The organism is uncultured Enorma sp. (assembly GCA_905210055.1).
Lineage (GTDB): Bacteria > Actinomycetota > Coriobacteriia > Coriobacteriales > Coriobacteriaceae > Enorma.
In genome coordinates this window covers 1-17,604 of record CAJLVH010000023.1, presented here as the reverse complement: position 1 = coordinate 17,604, position 17,604 = coordinate 1, and the positions used below count along the sequence as shown (strand labels likewise).

At 62.7% G+C, this 17,604-nt stretch carries 17 protein-coding genes and 1 pseudogene; 14 read left to right on the top strand and 4 right to left on the bottom strand.

Going from position 1 to position 17,604, the window contains the following annotated elements; translation table 11 throughout:
- Both QZ079_RS03055 and QZ079_RS03050 read right to left on the bottom strand, forming a co-directional pair.
- A partial coding sequence (locus tag QZ079_RS03055; RefSeq protein ID WP_297034961.1) for a galactokinase family protein occupies positions 1 to 306 on the bottom strand: 306 nt, incomplete at its 3' end.
- A gap of 62 nt (positions 307 to 368) precedes the next feature.
- Positions 369 to 1,484 (bottom strand): aldose epimerase family protein, encoded by a 1,116-nt coding sequence (locus tag QZ079_RS03050; RefSeq protein ID WP_297034958.1) that lies wholly within the window; start codon positions 1,482 to 1,484, stop codon positions 369 to 371.
- Positions 1,485 to 2,077: 593 nt separating this feature from the next.
- Here QZ079_RS03050 and QZ079_RS03045 point away from each other — a divergent pair.
- From QZ079_RS03045 to QZ079_RS02990, 12 genes are all read left to right on the top strand, one after another.
- Positions 2,078 to 3,883, top strand: coding sequence for a beta-galactosidase (locus QZ079_RS03045; RefSeq protein WP_297034955.1), 1,806 nt, complete (start codon positions 2,078 to 2,080; stop codon positions 3,881 to 3,883).
- A 1-nt stretch (position 3,884) separates the two neighbouring features.
- Complete coding sequence (locus tag QZ079_RS03040; protein WP_297034952.1) at positions 3,885 to 4,349, top strand: PTS sugar transporter subunit IIB; 465 nt, start codon at positions 3,885 to 3,887, stop codon at positions 4,347 to 4,349.
- A gap of 90 nt (positions 4,350 to 4,439) precedes the next feature.
- Positions 4,440 to 5,300 carry a PTS sugar transporter subunit IIC gene (locus tag QZ079_RS03035; RefSeq protein ID WP_291290192.1) on the top strand — a complete coding sequence of 287 codons (861 nt, stop codon included), beginning with the start codon at positions 4,440 to 4,442 and terminating at the stop codon, positions 5,298 to 5,300.
- A complete protein-coding gene (locus QZ079_RS03030) occupies positions 5,281 to 6,123 on the top strand; it encodes a PTS system mannose/fructose/sorbose family transporter subunit IID (RefSeq protein WP_366512010.1) in 843 nt (280 codons plus the stop codon). Before QZ079_RS03035 ends, QZ079_RS03030 begins: the two co-directional genes overlap by 20 nt.
- Positions 6,124 to 6,331: 208 nt before the next feature.
- Positions 6,332 to 7,054 (top strand): hypothetical protein, encoded by a 723-nt coding sequence (locus QZ079_RS03025; protein ID WP_291289549.1) that lies wholly within the window; start codon positions 6,332 to 6,334, stop codon positions 7,052 to 7,054.
- 179 nt (positions 7,055 to 7,233) lie between these two features.
- Positions 7,234 to 7,659 (top strand): PTS fructose transporter subunit IIA, encoded by a 426-nt coding sequence (locus QZ079_RS03020; protein WP_291290193.1) that lies wholly within the window; start codon positions 7,234 to 7,236, stop codon positions 7,657 to 7,659.
- Between the two features lie 162 nt (positions 7,660 to 7,821).
- Positions 7,822 to 8,553 (top strand): GntR family transcriptional regulator, encoded by a 732-nt coding sequence (locus tag QZ079_RS03015; RefSeq protein WP_297034948.1) that lies wholly within the window; start codon positions 7,822 to 7,824, stop codon positions 8,551 to 8,553.
- A gap of 46 nt (positions 8,554 to 8,599) precedes the next feature.
- Positions 8,600 to 9,766: an SIS domain-containing protein gene (locus QZ079_RS03010; RefSeq protein WP_297034945.1), complete on the top strand. Its 1,167-nt coding sequence runs from the start codon at positions 8,600 to 8,602 to the stop codon at positions 9,764 to 9,766.
- 91 nt (positions 9,767 to 9,857) lie between these two features.
- Complete coding sequence (gene nagA / locus QZ079_RS03005) at positions 9,858 to 10,943, top strand: N-acetylglucosamine-6-phosphate deacetylase (RefSeq protein WP_297034940.1); 1,086 nt, start codon at positions 9,858 to 9,860, stop codon at positions 10,941 to 10,943.
- A gap of 124 nt (positions 10,944 to 11,067) precedes the next feature.
- Entirely contained in the window at positions 11,068 to 11,781 is a 714-nt protein-coding gene (locus QZ079_RS03000) for an SIS domain-containing protein (RefSeq protein ID WP_297034937.1), read from the top strand.
- 57 nt (positions 11,782 to 11,838) lie between these two features.
- Positions 11,839 to 12,774 (top strand): hexose kinase, encoded by a 936-nt coding sequence (locus QZ079_RS02995; protein ID WP_297034934.1) that lies wholly within the window; start codon positions 11,839 to 11,841, stop codon positions 12,772 to 12,774.
- A 97-nt stretch (positions 12,775 to 12,871) separates the two neighbouring features.
- On the top strand, positions 12,872 to 13,723 hold the full coding sequence (locus QZ079_RS02990) for a class II fructose-bisphosphate aldolase (protein ID WP_297034931.1): 852 nt from the start codon (positions 12,872 to 12,874) through the stop codon (positions 13,721 to 13,723).
- A gap of 274 nt (positions 13,724 to 13,997) precedes the next feature.
- On the opposite strand, the gene QZ079_RS02985 is transcribed toward QZ079_RS02990, so the two are convergent.
- A complete protein-coding gene (locus QZ079_RS02985) occupies positions 13,998 to 14,702 on the bottom strand; it encodes a copper homeostasis protein CutC (RefSeq protein WP_297034928.1) in 705 nt (234 codons plus the stop codon).
- Positions 14,703 to 14,794: 92 nt separating this feature from the next.
- Between QZ079_RS02985 and QZ079_RS02980 the strand changes: the two genes are divergently transcribed.
- Together QZ079_RS02980 and pyk are read left to right on the top strand one after the other, a co-directional pair.
- Positions 14,795 to 15,421: an HAD family hydrolase gene (locus tag QZ079_RS02980; protein ID WP_297034925.1), complete on the top strand. Its 627-nt coding sequence runs from the start codon at positions 14,795 to 14,797 to the stop codon at positions 15,419 to 15,421.
- Between the two features lie 294 nt (positions 15,422 to 15,715).
- The gene (pyk, locus tag QZ079_RS02975) at positions 15,716 to 17,176 is read left to right on the top strand and encodes a pyruvate kinase (RefSeq protein ID WP_297034922.1); all 1,461 of its coding nucleotides are present in this window, start codon (positions 15,716 to 15,718) and stop codon (positions 17,174 to 17,176) included.
- 176 nt (positions 17,177 to 17,352) lie between these two features.
- Here the strand turns inward: pyk and QZ079_RS02970 are convergent.
- Positions 17,353 to 17,604 (bottom strand): annotated as a pseudogene (locus QZ079_RS02970) (hypothetical protein); the annotation flags it as partial.

Below are 17,604 nucleotides of genomic sequence, written 5' to 3'. Positions count from 1 at the left end.
GGCCATGCCGCGGGCGAGCGAGGCCGTGGTCTCGCGTTCCGCTTCCTGCACGGAAAGGTCGGTGAGGTCGATCTCGAAGCCGCCGTAGCCCACGCTCTCCACGCGAACGGTGCTCGTGCCGTTTGCGGCGCACACTGCCTGGACGTTCGCATCGAGTGCACCGCCGATGACGTCACCGCCCTCATGGTCCGTATGGTTGCCGGCGATCTCGGAGCGGGCGGGAACGGTCACGGAGAGCAGGTCGCCCTGCGGTGCGCCGAATCGCTCGCTCAAGAGGTCTACGAGGGGCGTTTCTGCAGTTGTCATGCGCGTTCCTTTCTGTTGCGCTTGCTGGACGGGGCGACACGTTGGGGATGGGTTCGATAGTGTCAGGCGGTGAAGAAACGGTACTCAGTAACGGCGCGGTAGGGGCGCTCGGGCGTGAAAATGGCGTTTGGGAAGGCCGGATGCGAGGGCGTGGCGGGGTAGAACTGCGGTTCGAGCGCGAACCCGCCGCGGTTCTCGTACGTGTGTCCGCCCTTGCCCACAACGCCGCCGATGAAGTTTCCGGTATAGAGCTGGAGTCCGGGCAAGCTCGTCCAGAGCTCCATGCCGCGTCCGCTTGCGGGGTCGACGGCGCGCGCAGCGAGGCGCGGCTCGGGCGGCTGCCCAGTTCCGTCGTCTGGTTCATATCCGTCGATGCAGAAACAGTGGTCGTAACCGTTGCCTCGCGCGAGCTGCTCGTCGGACGCCTCGATATCGCGGCCGATCGCCTTCGGCGCGCGGAAATCGAACGGCGTGCCTGCGACGGGGCGCAGCTCGCCCGTGGGGATGGAGGCATCGTCGATGGGCAGGAAGCACTCGGCAAAGAGCTGGAGCTCTTGGCCTGCCGCCGAACCGGATGCCTGTCCCGCAAGATTGAAGTAGCTGTGGTTCGTGAGGTTGATAAACGTGGGTGCCGTGGTCTGCGCGTCGAACGTCACCCGCAGGCACGTTCCATCAAGCTCATAGGTAACGGTGAACATGCGTGCTCCCGGCAGTTCGAGGTCGCTACCCGGCACTCCAGCACCCATGGTGCAGGTAAACCGAACGCAATCGGTCGATTCGAAAACCTCTGACTGCCACAGCTGGGCGTGGAGGCCACGCACGCGGTCGGTGTGCAGGTTGTTCGTCCCCTCGTTCGCGGGCAGGCGGTAGACAGCTCCGTCGATGGGCACCGTCGCACCCTCGACGCGGTTCGCGCTCGGCCCTACGGTCGCACCGAAGTAGGTGCCCTGTCCGTCGGGGTAATACGAGGGGGCGTCGTCGAAGCCGAGCACCACGTCTTTGAAGGTGCCGTTGTTGTCGGGCGCATCGATGCCCACGATCGCGGCACCCAGATCGGTGAGGCGAGCCGTCATGGCAGAGTTGTTCAACGTGAAGAGGCGCGCTTCCCGCGGCTTCTGAACGCTGCTCGACAGCGGCATGATGGGTTCGTACGATCCAAATGAGCTTGTGTCGACCATAGAACCCTCCGTCGCCTTCCGTCCGTTCAACGTCTCTGTAGCATAGCGCACATCGTCTGTGCGAACGCCGGGGTGTTCACTATGGCTCGCAAATGGATATGTTTACGTCTCGGATGGCGCGTTGCGGGTCCCCCCCGCGGTAGTCGACGCGTCTCTCGTGCTTCTGCACCGCGTCCGATGCCGAAGCGTGGTTTCAGCGAGCTCTTCGACTCCAACATGGCACTCGATGTCGAAGCGTATGGGTCAGAAGGGACACGTCCGACCGTTGTGCACCCCCTCCGTCAACCAGTGGTTCATACCAGTGAGCTGGTATAGGCACTGGTTGAGTGGTTATAACCACTCAGCGCCAATACTTCATAAGCTTGTTGTCATATATCGTCTTAATACTGCAGTGTGATAAAGCTATTTACCTGTGATAATAAGCAAAAACCGTTCAAGGCTCAAAACATACCGTTCACAGGACACTTCATATTTTTTCGAAACATATGTTGAGTATGTGTATACTGTTACCCACGAAGGCACGCCGCTGCCCTCGATGCCGGTTGGACGAGTAGGGAGTGGAGGTGCCGTAGATGCCGAATGCCGGGAGGAACATGCATACGTTCGAGATCCGTGAGAAGTTCTACCTCGATGGGGAACCGTTCACGATTCTCTCGGGTTCCATCCACTACTTCCGCGTGCATCCCACGGATTGGCACCATTCCCTCTACAACCTGAAAGCCATGGGCTTCAACACGGTTGAGACCTACGTGCCGTGGAACCTGCATGAGCCGAAGCCCGGTGAGTTCAACTTCCAGGGCATGTGCGATCTTGCCGCCTTCCTCGACGAGGCTGCGGAGCTCGGCCTGTGGGCCATCGTTCGCCCAAGCCCGTTCATCTGTGCGGAGTGGGAGTGGGGCGGCTTCCCCGCATGGCTGCTCGAAGACCGCAGCATGCGCCCGCGTTCGCGCGATCCGAAGTTCCTCGCGCGCGTCGCCTCGTACTACGATGCGCTCATGCCCATCCTGGTCGAGCGTCAGATCACGCGCGGCGGCGACATCATCATGATGCAGGTCGAAAACGAGTATGGCTCGTACTGCGAGGATAAGGACTACCTGCGCGCTATCCGCGATCTCATGCTCGAGCGCGGCGTCGACGTGCCGCTCTGCACCTCCGACGGCCCCTGGCGTGGTTGCCTGCGCGCCGGCACGCTCATCGACGACGACGTCTTCGTCACGGGCAACTTCGGTTCCCGTTCCGCAGAGAACTTCAAGAACCTCAAAGCGTTCCATGAGGAGCACGGCAAGAACTGGCCGCTCATGTGCATGGAATTCTGGGATGGTTGGTTCAACCGCTGGGCGGAGAACGTCATCCGCCGCGATGCGCAGGATCTTGCCGATTGTGTGCGCGAGCTCTTCGAGCTGGGCGGATCCATCAACCTCTACATGTTCCACGGCGGCACGAGCTTCGGCTTCATGAACGGGTGCTCCGCGCGTCACACGCATGATCTTCCGCAGCTCACCTCTTATGATTACGACGCCGTCTTGAACGAGGAGGGCAATCCCACGGAGAAGTGGTACAAGCTCCGCGACGTGGTGCGCGACCTCTTCCCGAGCGCCTGGACGGCCGAGCCCCTCGTCAAGACCGCGCACGCCGAGGACGGCATCGCGCTCGCCGGTCGCACGGGGCTCTTCGAGAACCTCGCCGCGCTCGACCCCGCGCCCGTGCGCTCGTTCTACCCCCAGCCCATGGAGGACATGGGCCAGGGCTACGGCTACACGCTCTACCGCACGACGATCGAGCGCGACGTGGCGCCGGACGCAGAGGAGCGCATCCGCGTCATCGACGGGCGCGACCGCGCGCAGGTCTTCGTGAACGGCTCGCTCGCGGCCACGCAGTACCAGGAGCATATCGGCGAGGACATCCGCTGCTCGCTGCCCGAACAGGAGAACCGCCTCGACATCCTCATGGAGAACATGGGCCGCGTGAACTACGGCCACAAGTTCTTGGCCGACACGCAGCGCAAGGGCGTCCGCACGGGCGTGTGCGTAGATTTACATTTCGTTACCGGTTGGGAAGCATTTCGTATCACGCTCGAGGATCTTTCCGCGCTGGACTACGCTGCCGGGTATGCGGAAGGCCAGCCGAGTTTCTCGCGCTTCACGTTCAACCTCGACGAGCCAACCGACACGTTCGTCGATACCACGGGCTTCGGCAAAGGCGTCGTGTTCGTCAACGGGGTCAACATCGGGCGGTTTTGGGAGAAGGGTCCCATCTACACGCTCTATGTGCCCCATGGCATCACGCACGCCGGCGCCAACGAGCTCGTTGTGTTCGAGACCGAGGGGACGGTGAGCGACACGATCTCCCTGCGCTCCGAGCCCCTCATCAAGCACCTGGTAGAAGAAGGAGTTGAGTAACATGATTGTTGGCGCACGTGTTGATTTCCGCCTCATTCATGGCCAGGTCGGCAACCTCTGGGCGAACGCCCGTCAGGTGAGCCGCTTCATGGTCGTCGATGACCAGCTGTGCGACGACGCCGTGCAGAAGCAGGTGCTCCGCATGGCGACCCCCGCCACCTGCAAGCTCTCGGTGCTCTCCACCGAGAAGGCCTGCGCGAACATCCTCGCGGGCAAGTACGACGCCCAGCGCCTGTTCATCGTCGTCAAGAAGCCCGAGACCTACGTCAAGATGGTCAAGGCGGGCGTGAAGTTCGACGAGATCATCCTGGGCAACATCACCTCGATGGACATCGTGAAGTCCTACAACCGCAACATCAACTGCGGCCAGGACGACGTCGATGCCCTCACCGAGCTGCAGAGCCTGGGCGTGCCCATGGTCATCCAGCTCACGCCGCAGAACAACCCCGAGAAGTTCACGGCCTAATTTCTTTTGGCGCTACTGCCGCGAGGGGAGATGCGCGGCTGTATATAGCGTAGGAACGTATCGTTTCGTATTTGTAGAAGGAGGAAAACCATGATTGCTTGGTGGCAAATTATTTTGCTCACGGCATATGCCGGTTTCCAGATCATGGACGAGCTGCACTGGTACTCCAGCGCTGGCTCTGCCGTGTTCTCCGGCTTCATCACCGGCCTCATCATGGGCGACATGACCACGGGTCTTCTGATCGGTGGCCAGATGCAGCTGACCATTCTGGGCGTCGGCACCTTCGGTGGCGCGTCCCGTATCGACGCGAACTCCGGTACCCTCATCGCGACCGCGTTCGCGGTGAGCTCCAACATGGATCCTGAGCTCGCGCTCTCGCTGCTCGGCGTGCCGGTGGCTGCAATCCTGGTGTACACCGACATCGCAGGCCGCTTCGCCAACACGTTCTTCGGTCACATGTGCGATGCCGACGTGGAGAAGATGAACTGGAACGCCTACAACGTGCACTACTGGCTCGGCGCCGTCTCCTGGTGCCTCAGCCGCATGATCCCGGTCTTCCTGGCGCTCGCCTTCGGCCAGCCCGTCGTCGAGGCCATCACCGCGGCCCTGAACGGCGACCTCGCCTGGCTCGGCGCCGGCCTGACCGTCGCCGGCGGCGCGCTGCCCGCCGTGGGCTTCGCCATCCTGCTCCGCTACCTGCCCGTCAAGAAGCACATCGCCTACCTGCTCCTCGGCTTCGTGATCGCCGCCCTCCTGGGTACGCTGTTCTCGAACGTCGCGGCCGTGGCGGGCGCTGCCGAGGCGGCTGGCGACTTCAACAACCTGTCCATGCTGACGATCGCCATCATCGGCTTCGCGCTGGCCTACATCTACTACACGCAGGGCAAGGCTCAGGCTGCCGCCCCTGCTGTGGCCGCTGGTACGGAAGGAGATGACGACGATGAGCTCTAAGCTTCCGAACGGCACCACGGGCTACAAGCTCACTAAGGCCGACTTCCAGCAGATCAACCGTCGTAACCTCGTCGGTTTCCAGGCTGGCTGGAACTACGAGCGTATGCAGCACTCCGGTTACCTGTGGATCATCCTTCCGCAGCTCCGTAAGATCTACGGGGACAACACCGAAGAGCTGAAGACCGCTGCGCGCACCCACTGCGCCCCGTTCTTCAACACCTCGAACTTCCTCAACACGATCATCACCGGTATCGACCTGGCGATCGAGGAGGAAGAGGGCATCCAGAGCCTCGAGACTGTCGCTTCCCTGAAGACCGGCCTCATGGGGCCGCTCGCCTCCATCGGCGACTCCATCTTCGGCTCGCTGCTGCCCACCATCTTCGGTGCCCTGGCCGCTAACATGGCCGCTCAGGGCAACCCGCTCGGCATCTTCATCTGGATCGCCGTGAACGTCGTGGTCGACTGGTTCCGCTGCAAGCAGACCTACATCGCCTACGACCAGGGCATGAAGCTCGTCACCACGATGAGCGACCAGCTCAACGCCATCACCGACGCCGCTACCGTCATGGGCGTGTTCATGGTGGGCGCTCTCGTGTCCACCAACGTCGGCATCGTGATCTCCGCCCCCATCGACCTGGGCGGCGTCACCGTCGACCTGCAGCACATCTGCAACATGATCTGCCCGAAGCTCGTGCCCGCGGCCCTCGTCGGCTTCGTGTACTGGCTCCTCGGCAAGAAGGGCATGACCTCGACGAAGGCGATCTTCATCGTCCTCATCCTGGCCATCATCCTCGGCGGCCTCGGCTGGATCGCCAAGGGCTAAGGAGCAAGATCCTCGCGACTGCGGTGCCCGGGTTTCCGGGCGCCGTGGCCGCGGCTCGCTCCTCATGAGTCGCAAACGGGCGCGTTCCTCAAGGCGGGCTTTTGCTTCGCCGCGTTCTCCCAGAGGTGTGCGCCCGTTTTTCGCTATCATGGCTCAGTGCCAGATAGTGCTGCGCGGAAGCGCATGAAGGTAAGGGAAGGTATCCATCGTGAGAATCGAAGTCATCATCTTCGTCGTGTTTCTCATCGTGTACTTCGTGGCCACGCTGTTGCTGCGGCGTTACTATGAGATGAAGATTCACATGCTGTTCGTGACCGGCCTGCTCGATGACTGCTTCGATACGCTGAACAAGTTCCTTCCCAGGATTCTGTTCCCCACGTACGAACAATATCTCTGGCGCTTTCGGGTGCACGATGCACGCGACGAGCGCGAGATGGCGACGCGCATGATCGAGCTCATGCTGCGCATGCGGTCGTCTAAGAAGCGCCATGCAGAGATCGTTGCGCTGGCGTTCAACTACTATGTCTCCATTGAGGATAAGAAGCGCGCTAAAGAGTTGCTTGATGAAGCCAAGGGCGTGTGCGACAAGAACGTGGTCAAGGATTGCCAGCTCACCTATGACATCATGCTTGGCAACCGCCACGATTGCATTGAGGAGATGGAAGCGCTCCTCGACCGTGCGGACCCGCCGTTGCGTGCGAAGCTCTACAAGCTCATCGCGAAGCAGTATCGCAACGCCGGCAACAAGAAGCAGGCTCAGTACTACGATGGCCTGCTTGTCCAGCTTATCAAAGAGAATTCCATGCCCGAGCCGCCGAAGGTGGCTCAGGCCAAACGGGAGGCCGCCGCGCAGGGCTCAGACGCACCTGCGGATTCCGGCCAACCCGATACCGAACATGATGCTGCCGAGACGCCGGAGGCGGATGCTTAAGGCGGGCAGCATCGGCATCATGCCGAAAGGAGGGTGTATGCGTCTTTCTCCTGCTTGCGAGGCCCTACACCCTTTTATTTCCCTCAGCTGGTAGTAACCAGTTACCACTAGTTGATAGGCGAGCAGGGCGGGTGTACCGCAGGAAAACCGAGTGTCAAAGCGAAGGAAAGGACACGAAGATGATCGGTTTCGTTCTCACTGGCCATGGTAACTTCTCGCTTGGTTTGAAGAGCGCCGTCGACATGGTCGCGGGCGACACGCCTGCGTTCAAGGCCGTCCCGTTCGACGGCACGAGCACCGATACGTACGCTGCCGACCTGCGCGCTGCGATTTCCGAGCTGCATGAGGAGTGCGACGGCGTCGTGGTGTTCTGCGACCTTCTGGGCGGCACCCCGTTCAACCAGGCCATGCTCGCCTCTCAGGTGTTCAACAACGTCGAGGTCGTCGCTGGCGTGAACCTGCCCATGCTCATCGAGCTCATCGTCATGCGCGGCGCCTACGCCACCGCCGAGGATACGGCAGAGGCCGCGGTGACGGTCGGCCAGGCGGGCGTCACCCACAAGAAGCTCGAGCCCATGGGGGACGACGAAGACGACGAGATGTAAGCAGCATCTACTGAGACGCGGCGGGCGGCTCCGCATGTCCTGGGCAACAGCGCCTAAGGTATCGGGCGCTGCCCGCCGAGGCGCGCCTGCACGGTGCCGGAGCTCGGCATCGTGGTGCGCGGGAGCGAAGCACGCGAGATTGCGTTTGAAGGAGGCGATTCCATGGCGGTAACGATGCGACGCCAGTCGCTCTACGACCAGCTGGTCGACATCCTATCCGAGAAGATCGAGTACGAATACCGCCCGGGCGACCTCATGCCCTCCGAACGCGAGCTCTCTGAGCGCTACGGGCTTTCGCGCACGACGGTTCGCCTTGCCCTGCAGGAGCTTGAGCAGCTTGGGCTTGTGGTGCGCCAGCACGGCCGCGGCACGTTCGTCGCGGATCGCTCCGCGCAGACCACGAACCTCATGCAGTCGTACAGCTTCACCGAGCAGATGCGCGAGATGGGGCGCGTCCCCCACACGACGATCCTCGAGTTCAGCGAGATCCTCGCCGACGCGAATCTTGCCGACCACCTGGGTGTTCGTGAGGGAGACAAGCTCTTCAAGCTTAAGCGCCTGCGCTCTGCAGACGGCACTCCGATGATGGTTGAGCGCACGTACCTGCCCATGCGCAAGTTCCTCACGCTCAAGCGGCCGCTTTTGGAGAACATGCCGCTCTACGAGATCATCGAAGGGGTCTACCACGAGAAGATCAAGGTAGCGGAGGAGGAGTTCTTCGCGAGCATCGCCCGCATCGCCGATGCCCACCTGCTGGACATCAACGAGGGCGCGCCGGTGCTCGACCTCGTCCGCACCACGTATAACGCGAGCAACGAGATCGTGGAGTACACGCTCTCCGTCGCCCGCGCCGACCAATTCAAGTACAAGGTCTACCACCGTCGCGGTGAGTAGATGACATGCGAGCGGCATTGCCGCGCACGGAAGAAGGGTAGCTATCATGTTCGAGAAAAGCGTGGAGGAGCTGAAGGCGCTCGGTGCGGATATCACCACCGCCGAGATCAAGCAGCAGCCCGAGCTCTGGGAGGACACTTTCCAGATCTATGCCGATAACAAGGATGCCATCGAGGCGTTTCTCGCTGCGGCGAACGGTATGGCCGAGGGGCGTACGTCGGTGATCTTCACCGGTGCCGGCACGTCCGATTACGTTGGCGACACGGTTGCCCCGTACCTGCGCCATGCGGGCGATACGGCGACCTACGACTTCAAGCCCATCGCCACTACGGACATCGTCTCCGCTCCGCGCGACTTCCTCTGCCCCGACGAGCCCACGATCCTCGTGTCCTTTGCACGCTCCGGCAACAGCCCCGAGAGCCTGGCTGCCGTCGAGGTTGCGAAGAAGTTCGTGAAGAACATCAAGTTCTTGAACATCACCTGCGCGCCTGAAGGGCGTCTCGCCGTGGAGAGCGCCGATGACCCGGACGCGCTCACGCTGCTCATCCCGCGCGCGAACGACAAGGGCTTCGCTATGACCGGCAGCTACAGCTGCATGTCACTGCTCACCACGCTCATCTTCGACACCGCTTCCGACGAGCAGAAGCTCGCCTGGGTGCGCGAAGCCGCGAAGATGGGCCGCGAGGTCGTCGAGCGCGAGGATGAGGTCGCTGCCTTCCTGGCTGGCGACTTCAACCGCGTGACGTATCTGGGTTCCGGCTCCTTTGTGGGTCTTGCCCAGGAGGCCCAGCTCAAGATCCTCGAGCTCGCCCATGGCCTCGTTGCTACCTCGTGGGATAGCTGCATGGGGTATCGCCACGGGCCGAAGAGCTTTGTGGACGACAAGACGCTTGTGTTCGTGTTCGTGAACAACGACGAGTACACCCGCCAGTACGACCTCGACATCCTGAACGAGATCGGTGGCGACAAGATCGCTCAGAAGACCATCGCCGTCCAGCAGGATGCCGGCGAGCTCTTCAGCGGCGAGGCGTTCACGTTCTCCGGCTCCGAAGCGCTTCCCGAGGCGTATCTCGCCCTGCCGTTCGTTATGGTCGCGCAGGCGGTGTCGCTCCTCAACTCCGTGCGCGTGGGCAACACGCCCGATACGCCGAGCCCCACCGGCACGGTGAATCGCGTGGTGAAGGGCGTCACCATCCATCCGTTCAGCGCATAGCGCGTGACAACGGTGCCAGGGGAAACTGTCACAGACGTGACAGTGGTGCCAGGGGAAACTGTCACGTGATTCCCGTATGAGAGGAGTTCTCTTGAGTACGTTTGCCATCTCGGCAGCCAAGTTCGTACTGCCGGGCGCCACCATGCAGGGTGGCTACCTCACCATCGAGGATGGGAAGTTCGCGGGTTGGACGGCCGAGAAGCCGGCGTGCGAGGTCGTCGAATATCCCGGCGCCATCGTGGGCCCCGGCCTTGTCGATACGCATATCCACGGCTTCCATAACCACGCGACCACCGATTGCGATCCCGCCGCTATCGACCGCGCTTGCGCCGCCATTGCGCAGGCCGACGAGGCTCGCAGCGAGGACTACGCGGGTGCGCACATCGGAGGCATCTTCCTCGAGGGGCCGTTCTTCACCACGGCGCACGTGGGCGCGCAGAACCCCAAGTTCCTCATTGATCCCACGGTCGAGGTCTTCGATGGCTGGCAGGAGCAGGCCGGCGGCCGCATCGTGAAGAGCGCGCTTGCGGCTGAGAAGGATGGTGCGCTCGAGTACATCGCGGCGCTCGATGCGCGCGGCGTGGTGACGGCCATCGGGCATTCGGACGCCACCTATGACGAGGCGCTCGCCGCGGTGAACGCCGGTGCCAGCTGCTTCGTTCACACCTACAACGGCCAGCGCGGCCTGCATCATCGCGACCCGGGCGTGACCGGTTGCGCCATGACGACGCCCGAGACCTATGCCGAGATCATCTGCGACGGCAAGCACGTGGTGCCTGCTGCCATCAAGGCGCTCGTCGAGGCGAAGGGCTGGCAGCATACGGTGCTCATCACCGATTGCCTTATCTGCGGCGGCATGCCCGAGGGCGAGTACGTCTCGGGCGGCATGCCCGTCGTCATGAAGGGCGGCCTCTGCTACGTCAAGGCGGAGGACGGCTCGACGGGCACGATCGCGGGCTCGGTTCTCACGCTCGCCAAGGGCGTGAAGAACATGGTCGACTGGCAGATCGTTACGGCCGAGCAGGCCATCCGCATGGCGACGGAGGTGCCTGCCCGCTCGGTGCACATCGACGACGTCTGCGGCTCCATCAAGCCCGGGCGCATCGCCGACCTCACGATCTTCAATGCCGATCTCACGCTTGCCGCAACGTATGTCGGCGGCACGAAGGTCGCCTAGCCGGTACATGGGTTGGTTGGGGACGTGTTCCTTCCAACCCATGTATTCCACCCTTGTTGCCTGCCTGCCGTCGGCACGTTTGGCAACATTTCCGCCCAAGGAGCAAATTCCGTAAGGAGGAACCGTGCTCAAGACAGCTGAGCGTTTCAAAGCAGAGATTCTTCGACGCCTCGATGAGGTGACAGAAGGTCAGGACGAGGCAATCCACGCCGCAGCCGTGATCTTCGCCGATACCATCGAGCGCGGCGGTATCATCCGCGCCTTCGGCTCCGGCCACAGCCATGCGAACGCGCTCGAGATCTGCGGCCGCGCGGGCGGCTACATCCAGACGAAGATCGTGCGCGAGCCGGCACTCGGCATCTATGAGATGCTCGACGGCGTGGGCGACCAGTTCTGGCTCAAGCTCGACGTGCGCGAAGAGGATTGCCTCGTGCTCATCTCGAACTCCGGCCGCAACCCCTTGCCAGTGGAGCTCGCAATGCACGCGCAAGAGGCGGGGATTCCCGTGATCGCCGTGACGGCGCGCGAGGTCTCTGCCGCGGGCACGTCGCGCAGCAAGACAGGCAAGCGCCTCTTCGAATGCGCCGACGTGGTGCTCGACAACAAGAGCACGTTCGGCGATGCGGCGCTCGAGGTCGAGGGTATTGCCACCAAGGTGGGCGGCACCTCGCTCTACACCGGATGCCTCCTGCTCGATTGCGTCGTCATGGAGTCGCTCGACATCCTGCTCGAGCGCGGCGTGGTTCCGCCGCTCTACATGAGCGCGAACGTCGACGGCGGCCCGGAATTCAACCAGCGCCTGCTCGATCAGTTCAAAGATCGATTGGCCGAGTATTAAACTCGCGGCGAGCTCCGTTGCGGCGTGGGCTCGCGGCGTTCCAGAAAGGGAGGGCGCATGATTCTTACCGTGACCATGAACCCGTCGATCGATACGCGTTACGAGGTCGAACACCTTGTGGTCGATGACGTGAACCGCGTGACACCGCAGAAGACCGCGGGCGGCAAGGGGCTCAACGTGAGCCGCGTGCTCGTGCAGCTGGGTGACGACGTGGTGGCAACCGGCCTCTTGGGCGGGCATTCCGGTGCGTACCTGGGCGACCTCATGGATGCCGACGGTATCGCGCATCGCTTTACGCCCATTGCGGGCGAGAGCCGCACCTGCATCGCGCTTCTGCACGACGGGAACCAGACGGAGCTTTTGGAGAGCGGCCCTACGGTGAGCGAAGAGGAGCTCGAGGCGTTCCTCACGAACTACGCTGACCTCGTGCAGCAGGCCGATTGTGTGACCATCTCGGGTAGCCTTCCCAAGGGCGTCTCGGCGAATTGCTACGCCGGCATGGTGAAGACCGCGGTCGATGCCGGTAAGCCGGTGCTGCTCGATACCTCGGGCGCTGCGCTCGACGCCGCGCTCGCAGCTCCGGTGAAGCCTACGCTCGTGAAGCCCAACCTCACGGAGATCAACGGGCTTCTGGGCACGTCGTTCACCCCAGATGACCTCCCGGCGCTTCAGCAGGCGCTTGAGGCGGACGAGCGATTTGCAGGCATCTCGTGGGTCGTCGTGACCATGGGCGCTGCCGGTGCGGTCGCCTTCCATGAGGGGGCGCGCTACCGTGTGGTCGCCCCGCGTATCGAATGCGTGAACGCTACCGGTTCGGGCGACTCGACCATCGCGGGCTTCGCACATGCCATCGCCGCCAGTGCGGACGATGCCGAAGTGCTGCGCTGCGGCAACACCTGCGGCACGCTCAACGCCATGGATCCTCAGACGGGTCATCTGGTGATGGATGCCTGGGACGAGATCTACAACGCCATCGAAGTGACCAAGGCCTGACATTGGGGACAGTCCCCAATGTCATGACAGTTGGGACAGGTCTTAGCCTGCCAAGAGGGACAGTCCCTTTTGGCAGATACCAGAAAGGAGACATAACATGCTGGTAACGACGAAGGAAATGCTGCTTGACGCGCAGAAGAACGGCTATGCAGTCGGCGCGTTCAACGTTGAGAACCTCGAGTTCGTCATGGCCGTGCTTGCGGCTGCCGAGGAGACGAAGTCCCCGGTGATCATGCAGACGACGCCCGGCACCATCAAGACCGCCGGCTTGGACTACTTCTACGGCATGGTGAAGGCCGCGGCCGAGCGCGCGAGCGTGCCGGTGGCTCTCCACCTCGACCACGGCGACGGCTATGACCGCTGCATGCAGGCTCTGCGCACGGGCTACACCTCCGTCATGATCGACGGCTCCCACGAGACCTTCGAGGACAATATCGCCCTCACCAAGCTCGTCGCCGACGCCGGCCGCGCCATGGGCGGGCCCGTCGAGGCCGAGCTCGGCAAGGTCGGTGGCAAGGAGGACGATGGCCCGGCGGTCGAGGGCGAGAACCCCTACACCGACCCGGACGAGGCCAAGGAGTTCGTCGAGCGCACCGGCTGCACGTCGCTCGCCATCGGCGTGGGCACCGCGCACGGCGTCTACACCGAGACCCCGCACATCGAGCAGGACGTCGTGAAGGCCATCCGTGCTGCTGTCGACGTGCCGCTCGTGCTCCACGGCACCTCCGGTGTGCCCGATGAGCAGGTCGCCGAGGCCGTCAAGAACGGCATTTGCAAGGTGAACTACGCCACCGAGCTGCGTCAGGCCTACACCAAGGGCTACATGACGTTCATGGCCGAGAACCCGAACGTCTTCGATCCGAAGAAGCCTGCTAAGCAGGGCATGGCCGAGATTACCAAGATCGTGAAGATCCGCATGGAGAACCTCGGGTCGGTCGGCCGCGCGTAGGCGCTGAAGGCGTCAACCTGATCGGGAGCCCCCGGATCCTCTCCTTCGCTTGTCCTCGCTGCGGAGCTTCGCACCGCAGCTGCGGAATCGCTCAGGGGAGGATCCGGGGGCTCCCTGCGTTGACGTCCTCGTGCGAGGAGGTGCAGGAGATGGGACGTGGCGCGCGACGCTTCGCTCGCGCGACACGCGACGTCGGGTGCGCGGGCGGGTCGACCAGCGGGGTTCCGCGCGGTTTACATTGCGGGTGGGACGGCGAGGAGGTTCGTTGCTGGCGCTACCTGAGCTGCACGATCTTGGTGCCGTGGCATTCGTGTACGTCGAGCGCGCGGGCGATGTCTTCGACGTTTTCGTAGGTGATTCCAGCGCCGGGGAGAATGGCGAGGCGACCATCGGCATAGGCGATGAGTTCGCGCAAGCGATCGAGGTTCGCGACGATGGGCGTGCCGGCGCGTCCGCCATGGGTGAGGATGCGCTCAACGCCAAGATTCGCCAAGACATCGATGGCGTGCTCTTGCTCGGCGCCTTCAAGCTCGTCGAAGGCCATGTGGAACGTGACGGCAACGGGAGCGGTCGAGGCACCATGGAGCGGGACACCGCACTTGTCGAGCGGTGCCTTGGCAAGCCCAACAAGCTCGGCAGTGAAATCTTCATCGAGTCGGTAGCCGTGTGCGTCATCGCTCGTAAGGCAGCCGAAGACCACGCCCGTCACGCCAAGGGCGCGCGCCACGCGCAGGTCTTCGCGCATCATGTCTTTTTCGGCGTCTGAATATACGAAGTTGCCACCGCGAGGCCGCACCATCGTCATCACCGCGATGTCGCGTGGCGAGCAGTATGCGACGGCTCCCTGAATAACGCCGAAGCTCGGCGAGGTGCCGCCCACCGCAAGGTTGTCGCACAGCTCGATGCGTTTCGCACCGGCTTCGATAGCGGCGGGCACGCGCTCCATGTTCTCGGCGCAGAATTCTTTGAGCAGCTCCATGGCGTATCCATTTTCGAAGAGAATATATACTCGAACATTGTACCTAACGAGGTACCTCCCATGGGGTAAGCCAACGCGTAGGGGGACGCTGCATGTTGAAGTGCACGCACGTAGTATTCGATGTCGACGGCACGCTTGTGGACTCGAGGATGTCGGCTCTGGGTTCGCTCCAGCAGGTGGTGGAGGAGTACACCGGCTCGCGACCATCTATCGAGGATCTGTATTTCTCTACGGGCATTCCCGGCGAGAACGCTTTGCGCAAGCTGTGCATCACCGATCCCGCCGCGCTTGTGCGCTGGCGCGAGCTCGCCGGTAAGCTGGCAGATCAGATCACGGTATTCCCGGGTATCGTTGAGACACTCGAGTGCCTACAAGATCTGGGATGTGCTCTCGGTATCGTCTCTTCGCGCGAGCGCGGCGAGTATGCAGACGAGGTCACGCCGCTGGGACTCGACCCGTTCTTCCCCGTGCGCATTTTGGTGGAAGATACCGAGCGGCATAAGCCTGAGCCGGAGCCGATGCTCGAATACCTGCGTCGTACGGAAGCCGCGCCGGGCGAGACGCTCTACGTGGGCGATACCATCTACGACATGCAGTGCGCGCGTGCCGCCGGCGTCGACTTTGCGCTTGCAAGCTGGGGAGCCGCGCAGCCTGTTGAGGGCGCACCTCACGTGCTTCAGGAACCAGAAGACCTTGCGGCGTTGCTATCAGCCGAGTAACAGGGATGGGTGGTTGCGCGGGTTGGTTGGGGACGTGTTCCCTCCAACCCATGTTTACCAATCCATGCTATCTCTCGCGCATACGCAAATCGAATAATGGGTTGGATGGAACACCCCCCACCAACCCGCGCAACCAAACCTATGCGGCACGAGGGCAGCTTTGTTTCCCTCGTGCCGCATTTTGTTAGGCAATCGTCAGGGTTCGCCGCAGAGGGCGCGCTCGTTTGATAGACTGATATATCGGTTAGACGTATTGGCACGAGAGATCCGACGACGAACCAAATGGAGGCATGCATGAACAAGCGCACCAAGATCGTGTGCACGATGGGCCCGGCGTGTGACGACGAGAACATCCTGCGTGAGATGATTCTCGCGGGTATGAACGTCGCCCGCTTCAATTTCAGCCATGGAAGCCATGAGGAGCATCACGAGCGCATGGAGCGCGTGAAGCGCATCTCGCGCGAGCTCAACATCCCCGTCGGTATCCTGCTCGATACCAAGGGCCCCGAGATTCGCACGGGCTTCCTCGAGGGTCACGGCAAGGTGATGCTCGAGACTGGTTCCAAGGTCGTGGTGACGGCGGCAGAGACGAGCGAGGAGCTCCTGGGCACCTCTGAGCATTTCTACCTCGATCATCTCGAGCTGCCGCGCGAGGTTCACGAGGGCGGTACCATCCTCATCGATGACGGCCTCATCGGCCTTACCGTCGACAAGATCGACGGCCAGGACATCCACTGCACCGTCGAGAACGGCGGCGCTCTGGGTGAGAAGAAGGGCGTGAACGTCCCGAACGCGCACCTCTCGCTTCCGAGCATGACCGAGCAGGATCGAGCGGACATCCTCTTCGGCCTCGAGGAGGGCATCGACTTCATCGCCGCCTCGTTCATCCGCGATGCTGCGGGCGTGAAGGAGATTCGCGAGCTTTGCCGCGAGAACGGCGGCGAGCATGTCGATATCTTCCCGAAGATCGAGTGCGCGCTCGCGGTCTACAACTTCGACGAAATCTTGAAGGTCTCCGACGGTATCATGGTCGCCCGCGGCGACCTGGGCGTTGAGGTCGCGCCCGAGGTGTGCCCCACCATCCAGAAGGAGATCATCAGCAAGTGCAACGCTGCATGCAAGCCGGTCATTACGGCGACGCAGATGCTCGACTCGATGATCCGCAACCCGCGCCCCACGCGCGCCGAGGTCACAGACGTCGCGAACGCCATCGCGGACGGCACGGATGCCACGATGCTCTCCGGCGAGTCCGCTGCCGGCAAGTACCCGCTCGAGGCTGTGAAGATGATGGCGCAGATCGCCCTTACCGCCGAGGCGACCATACCTGAGCACAAGCCGTTCGACTTCGACGCGATCGACCCCGGCCGTAACATCGTGAACGCAGCGGTGGGTCTTGCTGCAGTGACCACGGCATTCAACGTGGGCGCCAAGGCGATTCTCACCCCCACGAACTCCGGCCGCTCAGCGCGCCTCGTGTCGAACTTCCGTCCCGTCCTGCCCATCCAGGCCGTGACGCCCAACGAGTGGGCCGTGACGAAGATGACCGTGTACTGGGGCGTCGAGCCCATGCTCTCCGGTCGTTCCGTGGGCAGCCTCGCTTACGTGGTCGACAACGCCGTGGTCGAGGCCAAGATGACGGGCATCGCGAAGCCGGGCGACTTGGTGGTCGTGACTGCCGGTGACCCTGCGGTGAAGGTGAAGCACAACGGCAAGCAAGTTTCGACGAACGTGGTGTATGTCTCGCAGGTATCGTAGCGAGGGCAAGCAGAGGCGAAACGTTTAGAGTCGTTAACGATCAGGGCGGGGGCTGCCACCCCGGCAACACCCGCCCCGAGATCAAGACCAACGACCCCGCCCCGTCTTGTATCGGTTTCGTCATGAAGAAGTGCGACGAACGGTCTTGTTTGGCGTCCTGCCGCGAAGGATATCGCCTACGCGCGAAGCGATGCGGCGAACGCGATGGCCTCGCTCACAGCCTCCTCGGGCGTAGCCCAGCTCGTGACGAAGCGCACGAGCTCGCGGCTTGCTCCCCGCGGGTCTTCGCCGGCCGTGGGCTCGCAGCCGAGGGTTTCGGCAAGCTGCTCCGCCTCGGCGCATGAGGCCCAGAAGAACTGCTGGTTGCCCGTGGTTTCGAGGAGCGGCTCGTAGCTGGCAGCGCGAAGCCCAGTGGCCAGGCGGCATGC

Excerpts from the sequence above, each read along its gene's own strand:
- QZ079_RS03020 (WP_291290193.1), top strand. The coding sequence starts at position 7,234 with ATGATCGGTTTCGTTCTCACTGGCCATGGTAACTTCTCGCTTGGTTTG.
- QZ079_RS02985 (WP_297034928.1), bottom strand. The coding sequence starts at position 14,702 with ATGGAGCTGCTCAAAGAATTCTGCGCCGAGAACATGGAGCGCGTGCCC.
- QZ079_RS03035 (WP_291290192.1), top strand. The coding sequence starts at position 4,440 with ATGATTGCTTGGTGGCAAATTATTTTGCTCACGGCATATGCCGGTTTC.
- QZ079_RS03040 (WP_297034952.1), top strand. The coding sequence starts at position 3,885 with ATGATTGTTGGCGCACGTGTTGATTTCCGCCTCATTCATGGCCAGGTC.
- QZ079_RS02980 (WP_297034925.1), top strand. The coding sequence starts at position 14,795 with ATGTTGAAGTGCACGCACGTAGTATTCGATGTCGACGGCACGCTTGTG.
- QZ079_RS02995 (WP_297034934.1), top strand. The coding sequence starts at position 11,839 with ATGATTCTTACCGTGACCATGAACCCGTCGATCGATACGCGTTACGAG.
- QZ079_RS03030 (WP_366512010.1), top strand. The coding sequence starts at position 5,281 with ATGACGACGATGAGCTCTAAGCTTCCGAACGGCACCACGGGCTACAAG.
- QZ079_RS02990 (WP_297034931.1), top strand. The coding sequence starts at position 12,872 with ATGCTGGTAACGACGAAGGAAATGCTGCTTGACGCGCAGAAGAACGGC.
- QZ079_RS03050 (WP_297034958.1), bottom strand. The coding sequence starts at position 1,484 with ATGGTCGACACAAGCTCATTTGGATCGTACGAACCCATCATGCCGCTG.
- QZ079_RS03015 (WP_297034948.1), top strand. The coding sequence starts at position 7,822 with ATGGCGGTAACGATGCGACGCCAGTCGCTCTACGACCAGCTGGTCGAC.
- pyk (WP_297034922.1), top strand. The coding sequence starts at position 15,716 with ATGAACAAGCGCACCAAGATCGTGTGCACGATGGGCCCGGCGTGTGAC.
- QZ079_RS03010 (WP_297034945.1), top strand. The coding sequence starts at position 8,600 with ATGTTCGAGAAAAGCGTGGAGGAGCTGAAGGCGCTCGGTGCGGATATC.
- QZ079_RS03045 (WP_297034955.1), top strand. The coding sequence starts at position 2,078 with ATGCATACGTTCGAGATCCGTGAGAAGTTCTACCTCGATGGGGAACCG.